This window comes from Suttonella sp., assembly GCF_056855035.1.
The window spans coordinates 1-16569 of the sequence record NZ_JBXGGR010000110.1 but is presented as its reverse complement, the minus strand read 5'-3'; the positions used below and the strand labels follow the sequence as shown (position 1 = coordinate 16569).

General features: G+C 51.6%; 18 protein-coding genes. 8 read left to right on the top strand and 10 right to left on the bottom strand.

All coding sequences use genetic code 11. The features are described from left to right. The first annotated feature begins 159 nt into the window (after positions 1–159). Genes ACJHVI_RS09600 through argE form a run of 3 tightly spaced genes read left to right on the top strand, consistent with a single transcriptional unit; the run spans position 160 to position 3512 of the window. Positions 160–966 carry an inositol monophosphatase family protein gene (locus ACJHVI_RS09600; RefSeq protein WP_483184504.1) on the top strand — a complete coding sequence of 269 codons (807 nt, stop codon included), beginning with the start codon at positions 160–162 and terminating at the stop codon, positions 964–966. Positions 967–974: 8 nt separating this feature from the next. After that, entirely contained in the window at positions 975–2366 is a 1392-nt protein-coding gene (locus tag ACJHVI_RS09595; RefSeq protein ID WP_483184503.1) for a YfcC family protein, read from the top strand. A 3-nt stretch (positions 2367–2369) separates the two neighbouring features. After that, positions 2370–3512, top strand: a complete 1143-nt coding sequence (argE, locus tag ACJHVI_RS09590) for an acetylornithine deacetylase (protein WP_483184502.1) — start codon at positions 2370–2372, stop codon at positions 3510–3512. A 79-nt stretch (positions 3513–3591) separates the two neighbouring features. Here the strand turns inward: argE and rpoN are convergent, their stop codons facing one another. From rpoN to ACJHVI_RS09545, 9 genes are read right to left on the bottom strand one after another with little or no spacing between them, the layout of a single operon-like run. Then, a complete protein-coding gene (gene rpoN, locus ACJHVI_RS09585) occupies positions 3592–5010 on the bottom strand; it encodes an RNA polymerase factor sigma-54 (RefSeq protein WP_483184501.1) in 1419 nt (472 codons plus the stop codon). A gap of 7 nt (positions 5011–5017) precedes the next feature. Further along, positions 5018–5746: an LPS export ABC transporter ATP-binding protein gene (gene lptB, locus ACJHVI_RS09580; RefSeq protein WP_483184500.1), complete on the bottom strand. Its 729-nt coding sequence runs from the start codon at positions 5744–5746 to the stop codon at positions 5018–5020. Next, positions 5747–6223, bottom strand: coding sequence for a lipopolysaccharide transport periplasmic protein LptA (lptA, locus tag ACJHVI_RS09575; protein ID WP_483184499.1), 477 nt, complete (start codon positions 6221–6223; stop codon positions 5747–5749). Beyond that, positions 6201–6776: an LPS export ABC transporter periplasmic protein LptC gene (gene lptC / locus ACJHVI_RS09570; RefSeq protein ID WP_483184498.1), complete on the bottom strand. Its 576-nt coding sequence runs from the start codon at positions 6774–6776 to the stop codon at positions 6201–6203. The genes lptA and lptC overlap by 23 nt, the downstream gene beginning before the upstream one ends. Next, positions 6776–7756: a KpsF/GutQ family sugar-phosphate isomerase gene (locus tag ACJHVI_RS09565; protein ID WP_483184497.1), complete on the bottom strand. Its 981-nt coding sequence runs from the start codon at positions 7754–7756 to the stop codon at positions 6776–6778. The genes lptC and ACJHVI_RS09565 overlap by 1 nt, the downstream gene beginning before the upstream one ends. Further along, on the bottom strand, positions 7743–8432 hold the full coding sequence (locus ACJHVI_RS09560; protein WP_483184496.1) for an SDR family oxidoreductase: 690 nt from the start codon (positions 8430–8432) through the stop codon (positions 7743–7745). The genes ACJHVI_RS09565 and ACJHVI_RS09560 overlap by 14 nt, the downstream gene beginning before the upstream one ends. Positions 8433–8436: 4 nt before the next feature. Next, positions 8437–9099: an HAD-IA family hydrolase gene (locus ACJHVI_RS09555; protein WP_483184495.1), complete on the bottom strand. Its 663-nt coding sequence runs from the start codon at positions 9097–9099 to the stop codon at positions 8437–8439. Further along, positions 9096–9773 (bottom strand): bifunctional 2-polyprenyl-6-hydroxyphenol methylase/3-demethylubiquinol 3-O-methyltransferase UbiG, encoded by a 678-nt coding sequence (gene ubiG / locus ACJHVI_RS09550; protein WP_483184494.1) that lies wholly within the window; start codon positions 9771–9773, stop codon positions 9096–9098. The genes ACJHVI_RS09555 and ubiG overlap by 4 nt, the downstream gene beginning before the upstream one ends. Positions 9774–9785: 12 nt before the next feature. Then, positions 9786–10238 (bottom strand): CopD family protein, encoded by a 453-nt coding sequence (locus ACJHVI_RS09545; RefSeq protein ID WP_483184493.1) that lies wholly within the window; start codon positions 10236–10238, stop codon positions 9786–9788. Between the two features lie 112 nt (positions 10239–10350). Here ACJHVI_RS09545 and mnmA point away from each other — a divergent pair, with 112 nt between their 5' ends. The 3 genes from mnmA to ACJHVI_RS09530 all read left to right on the top strand — a co-directional run bounded on the left by mnmA (position 10351) and on the right by ACJHVI_RS09530 (position 13051). Continuing rightward, complete coding sequence (gene mnmA, locus ACJHVI_RS09540; RefSeq protein WP_483184492.1) at positions 10351–11463, top strand: tRNA 2-thiouridine(34) synthase MnmA; 1113 nt, start codon at positions 10351–10353, stop codon at positions 11461–11463. Next, complete coding sequence (locus tag ACJHVI_RS09535) at positions 11460–12107, top strand: lysogenization protein HflD (RefSeq protein ID WP_483184491.1); 648 nt, start codon at positions 11460–11462, stop codon at positions 12105–12107. Before mnmA ends, ACJHVI_RS09535 begins: the two co-directional genes overlap by 4 nt. A gap of 155 nt (positions 12108–12262) precedes the next feature. After that, entirely contained in the window at positions 12263–13051 is a 789-nt protein-coding gene (locus tag ACJHVI_RS09530; RefSeq protein WP_483184490.1) for a class I SAM-dependent methyltransferase, read from the top strand. A 102-nt stretch (positions 13052–13153) separates the two neighbouring features. Here ACJHVI_RS09530 and leuA read toward each other — a convergent pair whose 3' ends face one another. After that, complete coding sequence (leuA, locus tag ACJHVI_RS09525; RefSeq protein ID WP_483184489.1) at positions 13154–14812, bottom strand: 2-isopropylmalate synthase; 1659 nt, start codon at positions 14810–14812, stop codon at positions 13154–13156. Between the two features lie 116 nt (positions 14813–14928). Here leuA and ACJHVI_RS09520 point away from each other — a divergent pair, with 116 nt between their 5' ends. Then, a complete protein-coding gene (locus ACJHVI_RS09520; RefSeq protein ID WP_483184488.1) occupies positions 14929–15402 on the top strand; it encodes an Lrp/AsnC family transcriptional regulator in 474 nt (157 codons plus the stop codon). A 135-nt stretch (positions 15403–15537) separates the two neighbouring features. Next, complete coding sequence (locus ACJHVI_RS09515; RefSeq protein WP_483184487.1) at positions 15538–16308, top strand: hypothetical protein; 771 nt, start codon at positions 15538–15540, stop codon at positions 16306–16308. Positions 16309–16569 lie beyond the last annotated feature (261 nt).

Here is a 16569-nt window from a genome sequence, read left to right as displayed (position 1 = left end):
GTGTGCGCATTATAGGGGCAAATGCGTGTAAATGAATCTTTAAAAGAGGTTTTTATAAAAAATCTATTCTATCTCCTATGAAAGCGGCGATGCGCATTGGCGGGCGGCAACGGCAGCATTCTGCTAAAATGCCGCCTGATTTTTTTTGGGAGAGAAAATATGCAGCATCCTATGCTAACGATTGCCCGCCGTGCGGCGGAAGAAGCGGGTCGCCTGATTGAGCGCGGCTATCGCGATTTGAGCCGTATTAAGGTGCAGGAGAAAGGGCGCGGCGATTTTGTCAGCGTGATTGATCAGCAATCCGAGCAGATTATTCGTCAGATTTTGCAGGATAAATTCCCCGAGCATGATATTTTGGGCGAGGAGTTTGGCGGCTTGAGCGTAGCGGAGAGCGATTATCAATGGATTATCGATCCTTTGGACGGCACGGCGAATTTCGTCCACGGTTTGCCGCATTTTGCGATTTCTATCGCGCTGCTGAAGAAAGGGCAGTTGGAAATCGGTTTGGTCTATAACCCGATTACGGACGAGATGTTCAGCGCGGCGCGCGGCGAAGGCGCTTTTTGCAATGGACAGCGGATTCGCGCCAATGGGCAGCGCGACAGCCATAAGGCGATGATTGCCACCGGTTTCCCTTTTAAAACGCCCGAGCAGATGGCGCAGCAATTCGCCTATTGCCAATCGGTGCTGGAGGATTTCAGCGATTTGCGCCGCTTGGGCGCTGCCGCTTTGGATTTGTGCTATGTAGCTTGCGGACGGCAGGACGGCTATTTCGAGTCCGGCATCAAGCCTTGGGATATTGCGGCAGGGATTTTGATTGCGCAGGAAGCGGGCTGTTTGGTCAGCGATTACGGCGATGAAAAAGCGATGCTGGATACGGAAACGATTGTCTGCGCAAATGCCTATTTGCATCCGATACTGATGAAGGCTTTGCGCCGCGCGCGCTTACAAGAAGCGGCGGAATAAGGAATAAGATGAAAGATATGAATCGCATGCTGCACTGGATTCCCAATCCTTTGGCGCTGATTTTCTATATTTTATTGTTTACATGGTTGCTGACTTGGATTGTGCCGGCGGGCAGTTTCGAGCGGGCGGAAATCGGCGGGCGCATGATGGTGGTCGCCAATACCTATCATCAGGTCGAAGGCGGCAGGCTCTCGATTTTAGATGCCTTTTTCGCTATTCCGAAAGGCATGGTGGCTTCGGCAAGCGTGATTTTTATCGCTTTTATCGCCGGCGGTTTGTTCCATATTTTGTCGGCAACGCAGATGTTGGAAAATGCGGTCGGCAGCATGGTCGGCAAATTAGGACAGGAACGCGGCACTTTGCTGGTGTGGATCAGCACTTTTGCTTTCGGTTTGCTGGGCATTGCAGTGGGCTATGAAAATAATATCGCCCTAGTGCCGATTGCGGTCTTACTAGGCTTGGCAATCGGCGGCGATGTCATGGTGGGGCTGGGCATTGCCATCGGCGGCATTGGCTTCGGTTTCGCCACGTCGCCGATTAATCCTTATACGGTCGGCGTGTCGCATCAAATCGCCCAATTGGAGATTTTCTCCGGCGCTGTCGTGCGCAGCGTGTTTGCCTTGATTATTTTGGCAACGGTTGCTCATCATAATGCGCGCTATTTGGCGAAAATCCGCCGCAATCCGCAGGCGAGTTTGTCGCTTGGTGTCTCTACTGCCGGTTTGGCATTGGCAAAACCGATTAAGGATTACCGCATGGGCGGCAAGGATTGGACGATTTTAGGCATTTTCCTTGCCGGCTTGGCATTGATGCTGTTCGGTGTGTTTAAATACAAATGGTATATAAATGAAATTGCAGGAATTTTTCTCTTAATTGCCATCTTAAGCGGTTTGCTTGTGGGTATGCGTCCTAATGAAATTGCGCAAAAATTCGGCGAAGGGGCGGCAGCGGTCAGCAAGGGCGCATTGTTAATCGGCTTTGCGCGCGGCATCCAAGTGCTGCTGGAGCAGGGCGCTATCGGCGATACGATTATCAATAGCTTGGCTTCAGGTTTGAATGATTTTCCGGTAACCGTCAGCACGATTTTAATGAGCATTGTGCACGGCATTATCAATTTCTTTATCCCCTCCGGTAGCGGGCAGGCGGTTGCCTCCATGCCGATTATGATTCCTTTATCGGATTTAATCGGCATGACGCGACAAGTGGCGGTGTCGGCTTTCCAAGTCGGCGACGGTTTTACTAATATGATTGCACCAACTTCCGGTGGCACTTTGGCAATGCTGGCTTTGGTGGGCATGCCTTATGACCGCTGGGTAAAATTTTTCTTTCCGCTGCTGCTTAAAGCCTATCTCTTGGCTTGGGTCTTTTTGGCGCTAGTGGCGAATATGGGATGGAGCTGATTCATGAATTATCAAGAAATTTTACAAGAACTTATTGCGCATAACACCATTTCCAGCGAAAGCAATTTGGGCTTGATTAATTGGGTGCAAGACTATTTGCAGGATTTGGGCATTCATTGTCTGCGTTTGGAAGATGAAGAAGGTCTGCCTAAGGCATCCTTGATTGCGCGGATTGGGCCGCAGGCGGCAGGCGGTCTGATTTTTTCAGGGCATACCGATGTCGTGCCGGTAGCGGAGCAGCCGTGGACGGCGGATCCTTTTGTCATGCGCGACAGCGGCGACAAACTCATCGGACGCGGCGTCTGCGATATGAAAGGCTTTATCGCCTGCGTATTGGCGAACGCGCCCGCTTGGCAGCAATTGCCTTTGCAAAAGCCGGTGTATTTTGCTTTTTCTTATGACGAAGAAGTCGGCTGCGACAAAGCGCCGCGGATTGCCCGAACCTTGCAAGAATGGGGAGCGCAATCGGCTTGGGCGATTATCGGCGAGCCGACTTTGCTGGCGCCCGTCGTCGGGCAAAAAGGCATCGTCAATATCCGTACAACTTTGACGGGCATGGCGGCGCATTCCTCGCAAATTCTGCATCAAGGCGTTTCCGCCGTGCATGAGGCGGGAAAATTGGTCGGCTATATCGAGCAAGTTATGCATGATTTGATTGCTGACGGGGAAATCAATCCTGCCTTTAATGTGCCGCACAGCTCTTTGCATGTCGGCATGATTCAAGGCGGCATCGCGCATAATGTATTGGCGCGCGAATGCGTACTGGATTGGGAAATCCGCAATTTGCCCGAGCAAAGCATCGAAGCGGTCTTGGCAAGAGTGGAGGCTTATGCCCAGCAATTATGCGCCGCCAATAGCGATTTGCGGATTGAAACGAAATTGACCAGCGCGGTCGTACCGGGATTGGTCAATCGCGATAATGCGGAATTGCTGGCATTGCTTGTCAGACATCTGCCCGACACTCAGCTGGAACACGTCGCCTATGCCACTGAAGCAGGGCATTTCCAGCAGGCGGGATTCCAAGCGGTCATCCTCGGGCCGGGCAGCATCTTGCAAGCGCATCAGCCGGATGAATGGATTGAAAAATCCCAGTTGGAACGCTGCTGCGTGTTATTGGCGGATTTGGTCAAAGACGCCTGTTTATAATCGACTATACTTTTTTATTTCACGCCCGTTTTCGGGCTTTTTTGTTTTGCGGCGCTCAAACCTGATGAAGTGCGCGCGATTAGCGGCGTTTTCTTTCGGTGGAAGTGGGAATATTGAGTTCTTCGCGATATTTGGCAACGGTGCGGCGGGCGATTTTATAGCCTTCTTCTGCGGCTAGGCGGTCGGCAATGTTTTGGTCGGACAAAGGTTTTTTCGGATTCTCCGCCGCAATCATTTCGGCGATAGTGGCTTTAATGGCAGTGGTGGATTGGTCTTCGCCGCCGTCGGTGCTTTCGAGCTGGGTGGAGAAGAAATAGCGCAGTTCGTAAATACCGCGTTTGCAGCTGAGGTATTTGCCGTTGACGGCGCGCGAGACGGTGCTTTCATGGATTTCCAGCATATCCGCCACTTTTTGCCGCGTCAACGGACGCATGGCTTTTTCGCCTTCTTGGAAAAATTCTTGTTGCAGGGCGACGATGACGCCTGCCACACGGCGGATGGTGTCGGCGCGTTTGTCAATTGCGCTGAGAAACCAGCGCGCTTCGTTTAGCTGCGCTTGCAGGAGGGTTTTTTCCTGCGGATTGGCATGTTTGATCATGGCGGCATATTCTTCATTGATGCTGAGCGAGGGGCTGAGCGAGGGGTCGATTTCAATGTAGCTGATATGGTTTTTCTCGCGCACGATGATTTCAGGGTGGATAAAGTTGCCGTTTGAGGGGGTAAATCCCTGTCCGGGCTGCGGATTGAGTCCTTCCAGCAGGGCAATGGCTTGGCGGTATTCTTTATCGCTGATGTTGAGTCGCTGTTGAATGAGTTGCGGGTTTTTGCCGATAAACAGAAAATACCGCCCCATGATGCGCTTGAGGGTGTTCAAATGCGGGGTTTTAGGCGGCAGTTGCTCTAATTGCAAGTGTATGCATTCTTCTAAATCTGCTGCGCCGACACCGGTGGGCTGGCAGGTTTTAATCGTGGCGATGGCTTGCTGCACCAAATCGATGTCGAGTTGGTAGAGTTTTGCCAGTTCGGCGGGTTTGTCGCGCAGATAGCCGTCTTCGTCTAAATGATAAAGCAGGTATTCCGCCGCCCGACGCAGTTCTTCGGCGATGGGCATTTGCTCTAATTGCTCGAGGATATAGCTTTCGAGGCTGTGGCTGTGGCGGATGTATTCTTCTAAATTGCTGTTTTCTTCCCGATGCGGGCTGTGGTCTTGCCAATCGTCATAGGAGTCGCTCCAGTCGCCATCATAGGGCAGGTCTTCGCCAAGTTCGTTAAGCAGTCCGTCGTCAATGTCTTCGCTTTCTTCATGCTCGCTGCTTTCTTCGCGCAGTCCGTCGTCTTCAAAATTGAGCATAAAGTTTTGCGAGAGCATTTGCGAGACTTCCAGCGAAAGCTCTTGGGCATTCATGTTCAAAATCTTAATCGCCTGCTGAAATTGCGGGGTCAGGGCAATTTGCTGTTTGATTTTTACGTCAAGATTTTGCTGTTGCGACAATGCCATATTGACCTCAATTCAAACTAAAGTCGTCGCCGAGATAGATTTGCCGCGCGCGTTCGTTGCTGACAATCGCCTGCGCATCGCCTTCGGCGATGACTTCGCCGCCACCTAAAATATAAGCGCGGTCGCAGCTTTTCAGGGTTTCGCGCACGTTATGGTCGGTAATTAGCACGCCGATGTTGCGTTCGGTCAGATGCGTGATGATGTTGCGGATGTCGCCGACGGCTATCGGGTCGACGCCGGCAAAGGGTTCGTCGAGCAAAATGTAGCGCGGGTTGCTGGCTAGAGCGCGGGCAATTTCGCAGCGGCGGCGTTCGCCGCCCGAAAGGGAGATGCCCAGAGTATTGGCGAGATGGGCGATACCTAAGTCTTGCATCAATTCTTCTGCGCGTGCTTGGCGGGCGGCGCGTTTGAGCGGGCTGCTAAGTTCTAATATCGCCAGGATGTTGTCGCGTACGCTGAGTTTGCGGAAGACGCTGGCTTCCTGCGGCAGGTAGGAAATGCCGCGTTTGGCGCGTTCATGAATAGGCAGACGGGTAATTTCCTGTTCGTCAAGGAGAATTTTTCCACCGTCGGGTTTGATAAGTCCGACAATCATATAAAAGCTGGTGGTTTTGCCTGCACCGTTGGGCCCTAATAAGCCGACAACTTCACCTTGTTGAATGTGTAGGGAGAAGTCGCTTAAGACGGTGCGCGCTTTATAACGTTTTTGCAGACTGACCGCTTGCAATCCGCTCATTTAGCCGCCTGATTTCGGGGTTAGGGTCATCTTGACGCGTTTGCCGCTGACTTGCTCTTTGGCGAGGTTATAGGTAAGGATGTCGCCGTGGGTTTCGTTTTTTTCTTGTTTGACATAGGCTTGCCCCTTGATTTCCACGGTCGAGCTGGCGATGGTGTATTTCATGTATTGTCCGCGTCCGTCAATCGGCGGTTCGTTTTTAGCCACATAGTGGAAGGTGGCGAGTTTGCCCCATGCTTCAATTAGGGTAACTTCGCCTTCGTTGATGTGGATGACGACTTTGTCACCTTTGAGGTTCATCTCGCCTTGGGTGATGTCCACATTGCCGGTATAGGTGGCACGTCCTGCAAGGGCATCGTATTCGCCTTGGTCGGCGGTCAGGTTGATGGGAATTTCTTTATAGTTGTCGCTGTTTTGCGCGACGGCATTGTGCATGAATAAGGCTGCGGCGAGGCTAAAAATTGTGATGAGGCGCATAATAACTCCGTATATTTTGTTTTAGTATAAATAAATTCTGATTTAAATGCCATATTGTACCAATGGCATGAGTTGTGCTATCGGCGCTGCGAATCAAAACGGGAGCATCACTTTCCGCTTGGTTTTTATCGATGCGATACAGCATCTTATCTGTTGAAAACTCAAAGCGCGTGGCGCTGTCTTCTCCGTTTTGCCGCTCGGCAAAGACATTATTTTCCAGACGCAATTCCGTGCCGGCTTCGTTTTGCTGCGCGTAATCGGCGCGGATATGGGTATGCGTCTCGCCTTGCTGATGATGCAGGCGCGGTTGGGTAAATTCCGTACCGCGCACGTCTTGATAATAATGGGTAAGCGGCGCGCTGAGCTTCATATTGCTATTGCCCTGTTCGTCATAGCGATAGCTAATGCCTTCATGCACGACTAAGAGCGGCGGCGCCTGTGGCGATTCGTCTTTTTCCGCATGTTCGATTGCCTGATGGCGCAGCCAAATGCCGACAATGACGGCGCTGAGGGCTATCCATGCGATATGGCGTTTTTGAAACCATGCACGCATCAGGCGACTCCCGCTTGCAGGAGGTCGTGAATATGCACGACGCCGCAGAGTTTGCCGTTTTCCACAACGGGCAGGGCGGTAATGTGGCGGTTTTGCATCAGCATCAGGGCTTCTGCGGCTAATGCCGCGCTATGGGTAGTTAATGGCGCATGGGTCATGACTTCAGACAGCGGCAGGGAGAGGGCATCGGGATGTTTACCCAGACTGCGGCGCAGATCGCCGTCGGTGTAGATGCCGAGCAGTTGCTGTGTTTCGTCGCAGATAAGTGTGAGCCCCAAGCGTTTATCGGTAATTTGAAAGAGGGCGGTTTGCACGCTGTCTTCGGCGCGGTTAAGCGGCAGTTCCGCGCCTTTGCGCATCACATCGCCGATTTTGGTGATTAGGCGTCTGCCCAAGCGTCCGAAGGGATGGGAGCGGGCGAAATCGGCGCTGGAGAAATCGCGCGCCTGCATAATGGCGACGGCTAGGGCGTCGCAGAGTGCCAGCGTGGCGGTGGAGCTGGAGGTGGGCGCCAATCCCAACGGACAAGCTTCTTTTTCCACGCGCAGATGCAGATGAATATCGGCGGCTTGCGCCATCGCCGATTGCGCCCGTCCTGTGATGGCGATGACGCTTAGTCCCATGGCTTGCGCCAGCGGTATCATAGTCATGAGTTCGCCGCTTTCGCCTGAAAAAGAGATGGCGATGAGGGTGTCGGCGGCGGTCAGCATACCCATGTCGCCGTGTCCGGCTTCGGTGGGGTGGACGAAAAAGGCGGGTGTGCCGGTACTGGCGAGGGTGGCGGCGATTTTCGCGCCGATATGTCCTGATTTGCCCAGTCCGCTGACGATGACGTGTCCGCGGGTGTTTAAGATGGCTTCGCAGGCTTGCACAAAAGCAGGTTCGGCAATCAGGGCTTGCTGGGCAAGCACGGCTTCGGCTTCGATGCTTAAGACTTGTCGGGCATGGGCTTGCATTTGCTCGGGATTAGCGTTGTTCATGGCTGATCTCCGTGAGTTGTCCTGCGGGGGCGTCGAGTATGCGGTCAAACAGAGGCATGATGTCTTCGGCTTGCCGCCAATGCGGACGTCCGTCGGGGAAAATGTTGCGGCTTAGGCTACTTTCGACCCAGCCGGTGTCGATGCGGCAGACCGCGAGATTCGGATAGCTGCCGTTTTCTTCGCTGATGTCGCGGATCATGCGGCTTAAGGCGGCTTGGGCGATGCCGAAACCGTGCCAGTAATGGGCTTGTTCTTCAAGGGTGTTGAAGACGCTGAAAGCGAGCTTGGGCGCGGCGGATTGTTGCAAGAGCGGCAGCAGATATTGGCTGAGCCAGAGCGGCGCGGTGAGATTGACTTGCAGGGCTTTCAGCCAGTCTTCGGCTTCAGTGTTAAAGAGGGGGCGCAGATTGCCGCAGTAGGCGGCAAGATGGATGAGACTGTCAAGACGACCGTAGTCTTCGCGAATCATATCGGCAAGGCGTTGATAGTGTTGCGGCGGCGACAGCCATAAATCGAAGGGAATCAGCGTGTGGTCGCCACCGAGTTCTTCGTCTAAGCGTTGCAAGGCAAGAGGGTCGGCGTCCAGCAGCAGCAGATGGGCTTTTGTGTCCCAATGGCGGGCGAGGGTGCTGCCGATTCTGCCGCAGGCACCTGTGATTAAACGAATGTCTTGCATAGTTTCATACTCCGATAATGTCAGCTAATTCGCTTGCTTGTTCAATGATGTAATCCGCCTGCCATGTCTCGATGTGGCTGTCGGGCGGTAAATAGCCGTAGCGGCAGGCAACGCTGGGCATACCCGCCGCACGCGCCGCCTGTATGTCGCTTTCGCTGTCGCCTACATAGAGGCAGTCCGCAGGATTGGCATTGATATGGGCGCAGGCAAAGAGCAGCGGTGCCGGATGGGGTTTGTTCTGCGGCAGGGTGTCGCCGCAGACGAGGGCGGTGATGCGTCTGTCCAATTGCGCTTGGCTGACGACGGCTTGGGCAAAGGCGGTGTTTTTATTGGTAATGATGCCCCAAGGAAGTTGCGCCGCTTCTATTGTGGCGAGCAAGGTTTCCATGCCGTCAAAATAGCGGTTGAGCAGGCGGCGTTGCAGATAGTGCTGATGAAAACTTGTTACCAGTCCGTCAAGGCGCACGTCATCGGCGGCAAGGGCGGCGGCGCAGGCAATCATGGCGCGGCTGCCTTGCGAAATGCTGCCGCGAATGTCGGCAAAATCGGCGCAGGGCAATCTGGCGGCTTGCACGGTGGCGATAATTGCCGGAATGAGGTCGTGCGCGCTGTCGAATAAAGTGCCGTCTAAATCAAACCACACGGCGGCAAAGCGGGGATTGCTCATGATTGTTTTTGCAGGGCGAGAAGATAATTGATGCGCAGATTGCGGCTTAAAAATGCCGTTTTGGCAAAGGGATGATAATCCATGCCCGAGAGCGCAATAGGCGTTAATCCCGCTTGTTCCGCCATTGCGACCAATTCTTGCGGACGAATGAAGTCGCTGTGGCGGTGCGTGCCTTTAGGCACGAGTTTGCACAGGTATTCCGCCGCGACAATCGCACCGAAAAAGGAAGTCAGATTGCGGTTAAGCGTGGAAATAAAGGCGTAGCCATCGGGTTTGAGCAGAGCATGAATGTCGCGCAAAATGGCGGCGGGCGAGGGCACGTGTTCCAGCATTTCCATGCAGGTGATGTGGTCGTATTGTTCGCCTTGTGCCACGCATTCTTGACTGCTGATGCGGCGGTAATCCATGTGTAGATTGCTGCCGGCGGCGTGCTGATTGGCGGCATTTAATACCGCCTCGCTTAAATCGATGCCGCTGACAATCGCGCCTTTATGCGCCATCGCTTCGCTTAAAATGCCGCCGCCACAGCCGATGTCCAGTATTTTCTGTCCGCGCAAATCGATAAAGCGCTCGATAAACTGCAAACGCGCGGGATTGATGTGGTGCAAACTGCGGTAAGGACCTTGAGGATTCCAAAAGTCTTCGCCGTGTAAATCGAATGAGGTGGCGCTCATAACTGCTCCTGATTAAAAAGGTTTGAGACTGGCGAGAAGGGCGATGATGATAAGGAGAACCGCAGGAAACTCATTGAAAAAGCGGTAGAAAGTTTCGCTGTAGCGGTTTTCGCCGCGCGCAAAGGCTTTCATGATGCGGCCGCAGAAAATGTAATAAGCGATGAGCAGCGCAACAAGCAGCGCCTTGGCATGCAGCCAGCCTTGCCCTTTAAACCACGCAAATTGATTGGCGGCGATTAAGAGCAGGGCGAATATCAGCATCAAACCCATGCCGATGTGTCCGATAATATAGAGTTTTTTCTCCATAACGCGGAAATACGCCATTGCTTGCGCATCATTTCTTTGCAAAGCCTGCGTGTGGTAAACAAAAAAGCGCGGCAGATAAAAAAGCGCGGCGAACCAAGCAACCATAAAAATCAAATGCAGGGATTTCCAGAGAAGATAATGCGAAGCGATGAAGCTCATGATGATGTCCTATTGTAATGAAGCTGCACATCATACCGCTAAGCGCGATAAGTTTCAGCCTTTGCGCTCGAAGGTTTACAATAGGCGCGTTATATCGATTAAGGACGAGTACATGGCATTTGCTGCGTTTTTGCCGCCTAAGGGTGCAAGAATTGCCGTCGGGATTTCCGGCGGTGTGGATTCTTCGGTGGCGGCTTATTTATTGAAATCCCAAGGCTATGAAGTGTTTGGGATTTTTATGAAGAATTGGGAGGAGTCTTTTTCCACCGGCTATTGCACGGCGGCGGAGGATTTGGAAGATGCCCGCGATGTCTGCGAGACTTTGGGGATTGAATTGCATACGGTAAATTTCGTGCAGCAATATCATGAGCGGGTCTTTGAATTGTTTTTGGCGGAATATCGCGCCGGACGCACGCCGAATCCAGACGTGCTCTGCAATCGCGAGATTAAATTCGCGGAATTGGCGGATTATGCGGTGCAGTTCGGTGCGAATTATCTTGCCACTGGGCATTATGCGCAGCGTTTTCAAGACGGCGGAGAGGCGGCTTTGTTTAAGGGCATCGACGGCAATAAAGACCAGTCGTATTTTCTGCATCAAATTACGCCGCAGCAATTGGCGCGGGCTATTTTTCCCTTAGGCGGCATGGAAAAAAGCGCGGTGCGGGCGATTGCACAGGCTAATGATTTGATTACTTTCGATAAGAAGGACTCCACAGGGATTTGCTTTATCGGCGAGCGTCCTTTCCGTGAATTTCTGCGCCAGTATTTACCTGCCCAGCCCGGCAAGATGAGAGACAGCAGCGGTAAGGTGATTGGCGAGCATATCGGGCTGATGTATTACACCATGGGGCAGCGGCAGGGCTTGGGTATCGGCGGCGTGGCAGGGGCAAGCGAAGAGCCTTGGTATGTTTTGGATAAAGATTTGAAAAACAATGAATTGATTGTGGGGCAGGGCGAGCACGATGGTTTATATCATCGCCGTTTGCGTGCCGGTCAATTGTCTTGGCTCAATGCACCGCCTGAAGAAGGCAAAGTCTATGCGGCGAAAACGCGCTATCGCCAGCCGGATCAAGCGTGTCGGATTGTTTTTGAGGGCGATCAATTGATTGCCGATTTTGTCGAGCCGCAAAGAGCGGTAACGCCGGGGCAGTATTTGGTGCTTTATGACGGCGCGCATTGTTTGGGCGGCGGCGTGATTGAAGAGAGAATGGGGGCAGGCAAATGAGTCGGATACGACAGGAACAAGCTGATCAGATTTGGGCATTATCTGCCGTGTTTTTTGCGGCGGAGGGCGTAACGGCTTTGGCGGAGAAAGGACAATGGGCGGAGGAGAATTTTGCCGTGCTGCTGCCGAGTTTGGCACGCATGAATTGCGAGACGGTGCGCGACTATTATGATTGCCCCGAACGCTTAGCCAAGGGGCGCGACGATTTGCTGCATTATTTCAGCCATACGCAACCGGACAGACGTTTGGCTTATGTTTTGCAGATGATGCGCGTGGCGCGGCGTTTGCAGGGCAATGGGGAATTGCTGAATGTCTTGCTCAAGGGCTTGCAGGAAACGCGCGAGTATATTCCGCATTTCGGCATGTTGCATGAGAATATTTTTGCACGTTATTCCGCAATTTATCAGGACAGCGCCAGCAAAGCGGCAAAGCGTATTCAAGTCTTTGGGCAGGCAAATTATTTGCGCCAGATGGAGGTGGTTAACCGCGTGCGTACTTTGCTGCTTTGCGGCGTGCGTGCGGCAGCATTGTGGCAGGCAAACGGCGGCAGTCGTTGGCAGTTAATGTTTGGGCGCGGCGGGATTATCGCACTGGCGAAGGAGTTGGATATGGGCGCGCCTTATCAGGAAAAAGAAAAATATTGAGCAAGTAGTGTTTGACTACTGCTTAACTTTTTGATAAATATGTTTTTTATGCGAATGACAGATTTTTCTGATGCTTTTCCTGCATTTTCTTGAAATTTCTTGCATCGAATGCCGAAACAAGTTCTAAAATAGAATGATTCTTATTTTGGAAATCTATGATGTCGGACAACGCTGTTTCTCTACAAACGATAGATGCTTTATCTAGTACGATGCTCATTCCCTTATGGGCGAAGGCAGTGGAATCAAGAAAAGAAAATCCTTTGCTTTATGATGCGCAAGCATTAAGTATGTTTCAATCGATTGATTATGATTTTGCCAAATTAAAACAAGCAAAGTCTTCGCAGATTGGCTGTTGCGCTCGTGCCTTAGTCTTGGATGAGATGGCGCAAGACTTTATTGCAAAGCATCCTGATGCGATTATTGTGCATTTAGGGGCCGGATTAGATGCTCGATATGAGCATTTGGGGCAGCCGGATGTGATGGCTTTAAAGCGTCAATTACTGCCTGAATCCAATAATCATTATTTAGCGATGTCATTATTTGATCGGGATTGGCTCATTAAAATACAAAACGAAGCGAAGCCTGTGTTGCTGATTGCAGAAGGTGTGTTGATGTATTTCACAAGCGAAGAATTGCGTAACTGGTTTGCAGAGATTGCCAAGGTTTTACCGCAAGCGGAAATGATTTTTGACGTAATACCGAGTGCATTTGTCGGGCGGGAAAAACAACATGCCGCTTTGCGGCGAATAGGCGAAAAACCGCCGGCTTTTAAATGGGGAATCAGCTCAATAGAGGATTTGGCGGCAATCGGCTTAGTATCTATACAGCATGTTTTCTTAAGCACTTACTGTCGCAAACGCTATCCTTGGCATTTACGCCTGATGTATCTTAGCAGCTGGGCAAAACGTCATTTAGATATGCAGATTATCCATGCACGTTTTTAGAAGCTGTTTATAGTTAATTCCTAATTAAAATTAATTGTTTTTCAATATTTTAGGCCGGATACAAGTATCCGACTCGTTTTTAGCTATGTGCCTGTTAAATCATCATTTGCCAAGTGCCTGATTCAATCCCGCTAAGGTGGCGCGCAGCATCGCGGTTACCGTGTCGTGGCTGTAGGCAATGCCGATGTAGCGTTCTTGTCGAATCAGCAATTCCACATAGGCGACTGCCTGCGCATCGGTGGATTGCGAAAGGGCATGTTGGGCGTAGTTGATGACGCTGATCGGCATGGCAAAGGTTTTTTCCAGTGCTTGCACAAAGGCGCTGATTGCACCGTTGCCTTCGCCTTGAATGGCGGTTTCGCCGCTGCTATGGCTGAGTTGGGCTTCGAGTTTGTCTGCGCGGTCGTGGCGGCTGATATGGTAGTCCAAGAGTTGGTAGTCGCCGCTTTGCAGATAGTGTCCTTCAAAAATCTGCATGATTTCTTGGCTGCTGAGTTCTTTTTGCGTTTTTTCGCTTTCCAATTGTACTTTTTGGGCAAAATCCACTTGCAGCCATCGCGGCAGGTCTAAGCCGTAATCGCGCGAGAGGATGTAGGCGATGCCGCCTTTGCCGGATTGACTGTTGATGCGCACCACGTCTTGATAGCTGCGCCCGATATCTTGCGGGTCAATCGGCAGATAGGCGATGTCCCAAACGCCGTCGGTACTCGGTTTTTCCAAAGATTTTTTAATTGCGTCTTGATGCGAGCCTGAAAAGGCGGTGAACACGAGTTCGCCGATATAGGGGTGGCGCGGGTGTACGGGCAGATTGTTGCATTCGCTGACAATATGCACCATTTCATTCATTTTGCCGAAATCGAGTTTCGGATCGATGCCCTGTGAGTAAAGGTTCATCGCCATGACCATGATGTCCATATTGCCGGTGCGCTCGCCGTTGCCGAGCAAAGTGCCTTCCACGCGATCCGCGCCCGCCATGACCGCCAATTCGGAAGCGGCAATCGCGCAGCCGCGATCATTATGGGTATGCACGGAAATGCTGACGTGTTCGCGGCAGGAGAGGTGGCGGCAGAAATATTCGATTTGGTCTGCATAGAGATTGGGCGTCGAGGCTTCCACAGTCGAGGGCAGGTTCAAAATGACTTGCTGCCCCTGCCACGGTTGCCAGACTTGGCAGACCGCTTCGCAGATTTCTACTGCAAAATCCGGTTCTGTTTGGGAAAAACTTTCGGGCGAGTATTGGAAAATCCATTCGCTTTGCGGATATTGTGCCGCCAAGTCTTTGAGCATGTTTGCGCCGAAGACGGCGATTGCGGTGATTTCTTCGCGCGATTTGGCATAGACTTTGTCGCGCTGCACGCGGGAGGTGGAATTATACACATGCACAATCGCGCGTTTGACACCCTGCAAAGCCTCAAAGGTGCGATGAATCAAATGCTCGCGCGCCTGCACCAAGACTTGCACCGTAACATCGTCGGGAATCAGCTGTTCTTCAATCAGGCGGCGGGTAAAATCAAATTCGATTTGCGAGGCGGCAGGAAAGCCGATTTCGATTTCTTTGAAGCCGCAATCCACCAATAATTTGAAAAAGCGCAATTTTTGCTCAATCGTCATCGGGTCGATCAATGCCTGATTGCCGTCGCGCAAATCCACGCTGACCCAGCGCGGCGCTTGTGTAATTTGTTTATTCGGCCAAGTGCGGTCGGGGAGATGAGGGGCAAAGGCAAAAGGGCGGTATTTGCGGTGGTCAAAGGGGCTGCTCATGCTGAAATCCTAATTCTGAAAACAGTGCATTATAGCGGTGTTTCGGGGCATAAAAACGCTAAATTTGCCGTATAATGCGCCTCTATTTAATCTTATTCTCTACAAAAGAGGGAAAAATGAGTGAAAAAGAAATCGGCTTAGACGCTATCGACAAAAGAATTCTGCATATTCTCAGCGAAAACGGACGCATCAATAATCTGGCATTGGCGGAAGCCGTGCATCTCTCGCCCACGCCTTGTGCCAGACGCGTGAAAAGATTGGAAGACGAGGGCTATATCGACGGCTACGGCGCAAGGCTGAATCGCGAAAAACTCGGCTATGATTTAAGCGTCTTTATTGCTGTAACGATGGACAGACACACGCCGGAACGCTTTGCCGAATTTGAGGCGGCGGTGGCGAAATTTCCCGAAGTTATCCGCATGAGCATCGTTACAGGGCGGGCGGAAGACTATTTATTGCAAGTGGTCGTGAAAGATATGCGGGCTTTCGAGGCGTTTTTGCTCGGCAAATTAAACCGCTTGGCAGGGGTAGCGAATGTGCATTCCAGCTTTGAAATGCGCGCGGTAATTGACCGTGAAGCACAGCCCTAAATCCAGTATAGTACCTTAAGGTCAAAATGAGATTTAGAGATGTGCATTTCATCAGGAGGAGCGCCTGAAATAATCTCATTTTGATGCTAAGAGACTATAGAATAGGGCGATTTTCACATAAACAAAGGAGTTTTTATGTTATCTGTCAAACAAAAATCATGGTATGCCTTGCTGATTGCGGCATTCTTATCCGCCTGCACTGCCTATGCGCCGATTGAGCACAGCAGCGCGGAAAACAGCGCAGAAACATCGTCCGAGATGCTGAATATGCAGAGAAAAATGACGGCGGAACAAAGCATCAGCCAAGATGAAAAATTAGGCACGCAATGGGGCGACGAAGTCCAATCGGTAGTGAAAACGGTGAATTTGCGCCGCATCAGCCAGCAAAGCCTTGATGAAAATGTTCTGCGCTATGCCGCGAAAGATTTTTCGGGACGCAAGCTGAACGCCATCTCATTAGCGGCGGGGAAAATTTCATTTTCCGTGCAAGATGATCAGGGACGCGGCTTGCCCTTATTCCGCGATAAAGGCGCTTATTATCTGAGCGGCAAAGAAGGACAGGCTTACCAACTCAGCTATCAAAACCATTCCGATCAAACCTTTGAAATTGTTGCCAGCGTGGACGGATTGGACGTGATTCGCGGCGTGCCGGCAAGCCGTACGCATTCGGGATACGTCTTAAAGCCGCAATCCCGCTTAGTGATTGAAGGCTTTAGAAAAAGCGACAGCGCCGTCGCCTCGTTTATTTTCAGCGCAGCCAAATCCGCTTATGCCGCCAACAACGAGCAAGGCGATGCGCGGCATATCGGTCTTATCGGTACGGCGATTTTCGAGCTGCACGACCCGAATGCCGGACAAGCCAATCCTTTCCCTGCGGACAATGGCTATGCCAAAGCACCGCGCTAATCTTTGGCGGCATGTGTCAACATATAGTCGGAGAAGTGAAAAAGTAGTACAAGGCGGCGAGCCGCAGACAGTACAGATAGTACGGCAAGGCGAGCCAACGCCGTAATACTTTTTCAATTCTTGGGCAAAGGGACATTTTAGGTGCTGTTTTCGAGTTCTTTAGCCCTAAGGGACAAAATAGGTGCTATCTAGCGTTTTTTAAGCAAAATAATCTTTTATAAACTTAACCTTATTCTCCTTTCCCATGCCGCAATGACAAGC

Bases quoted from the DNA above. Each gene is read 5' to 3' on its own strand.
- ACJHVI_RS09555 (WP_483184495.1), bottom strand. From the start codon at position 9,099: ATGAGCAATCCCCGCTTTGCCGCCGTGTGGTTTGATTTAGACGGCACT.
- lptB (WP_483184500.1), bottom strand. From the start codon at position 5,746: ATGAGCGGATTGCAAGCGGTCAGTCTGCAAAAACGTTATAAAGCGCGC.
- lptA (WP_483184499.1), bottom strand. From the start codon at position 6,223: ATGCGCCTCATCACAATTTTTAGCCTCGCCGCAGCCTTATTCATGCAC.
- mnmA (WP_483184492.1), top strand. From the start codon at position 10,351: ATGGCATTTGCTGCGTTTTTGCCGCCTAAGGGTGCAAGAATTGCCGTC.
- ACJHVI_RS09545 (WP_483184493.1), bottom strand. From the start codon at position 10,238: ATGAGCTTCATCGCTTCGCATTATCTTCTCTGGAAATCCCTGCATTTG.
- ACJHVI_RS09515 (WP_483184487.1), top strand. From the start codon at position 15,538: ATGTTATCTGTCAAACAAAAATCATGGTATGCCTTGCTGATTGCGGCA.
- rpoN (WP_483184501.1), bottom strand. From the start codon at position 5,010: ATGGCATTGTCGCAACAGCAAAATCTTGACGTAAAAATCAAACAGCAA.
- ACJHVI_RS09520 (WP_483184488.1), top strand. From the start codon at position 14,929: ATGAGTGAAAAAGAAATCGGCTTAGACGCTATCGACAAAAGAATTCTG.
- argE (WP_483184502.1), top strand. From the start codon at position 2,370: ATGAATTATCAAGAAATTTTACAAGAACTTATTGCGCATAACACCATT.
- ACJHVI_RS09600 (WP_483184504.1), top strand. From the start codon at position 160: ATGCAGCATCCTATGCTAACGATTGCCCGCCGTGCGGCGGAAGAAGCG.
- ACJHVI_RS09530 (WP_483184490.1), top strand. From the start codon at position 12,263: ATGATGTCGGACAACGCTGTTTCTCTACAAACGATAGATGCTTTATCT.
- ubiG (WP_483184494.1), bottom strand. From the start codon at position 9,773: ATGAGCGCCACCTCATTCGATTTACACGGCGAAGACTTTTGGAATCCT.
- ACJHVI_RS09595 (WP_483184503.1), top strand. From the start codon at position 975: ATGAAAGATATGAATCGCATGCTGCACTGGATTCCCAATCCTTTGGCG.
- lptC (WP_483184498.1), bottom strand. From the start codon at position 6,776: ATGCGTGCATGGTTTCAAAAACGCCATATCGCATGGATAGCCCTCAGC.
- ACJHVI_RS09535 (WP_483184491.1), top strand. From the start codon at position 11,460: ATGAGTCGGATACGACAGGAACAAGCTGATCAGATTTGGGCATTATCT.
- leuA (WP_483184489.1), bottom strand. From the start codon at position 14,812: ATGAGCAGCCCCTTTGACCACCGCAAATACCGCCCTTTTGCCTTTGCC.
- ACJHVI_RS09565 (WP_483184497.1), bottom strand. From the start codon at position 7,756: ATGAACAACGCTAATCCCGAGCAAATGCAAGCCCATGCCCGACAAGTC.
- ACJHVI_RS09560 (WP_483184496.1), bottom strand. From the start codon at position 8,432: ATGCAAGACATTCGTTTAATCACAGGTGCCTGCGGCAGAATCGGCAGC.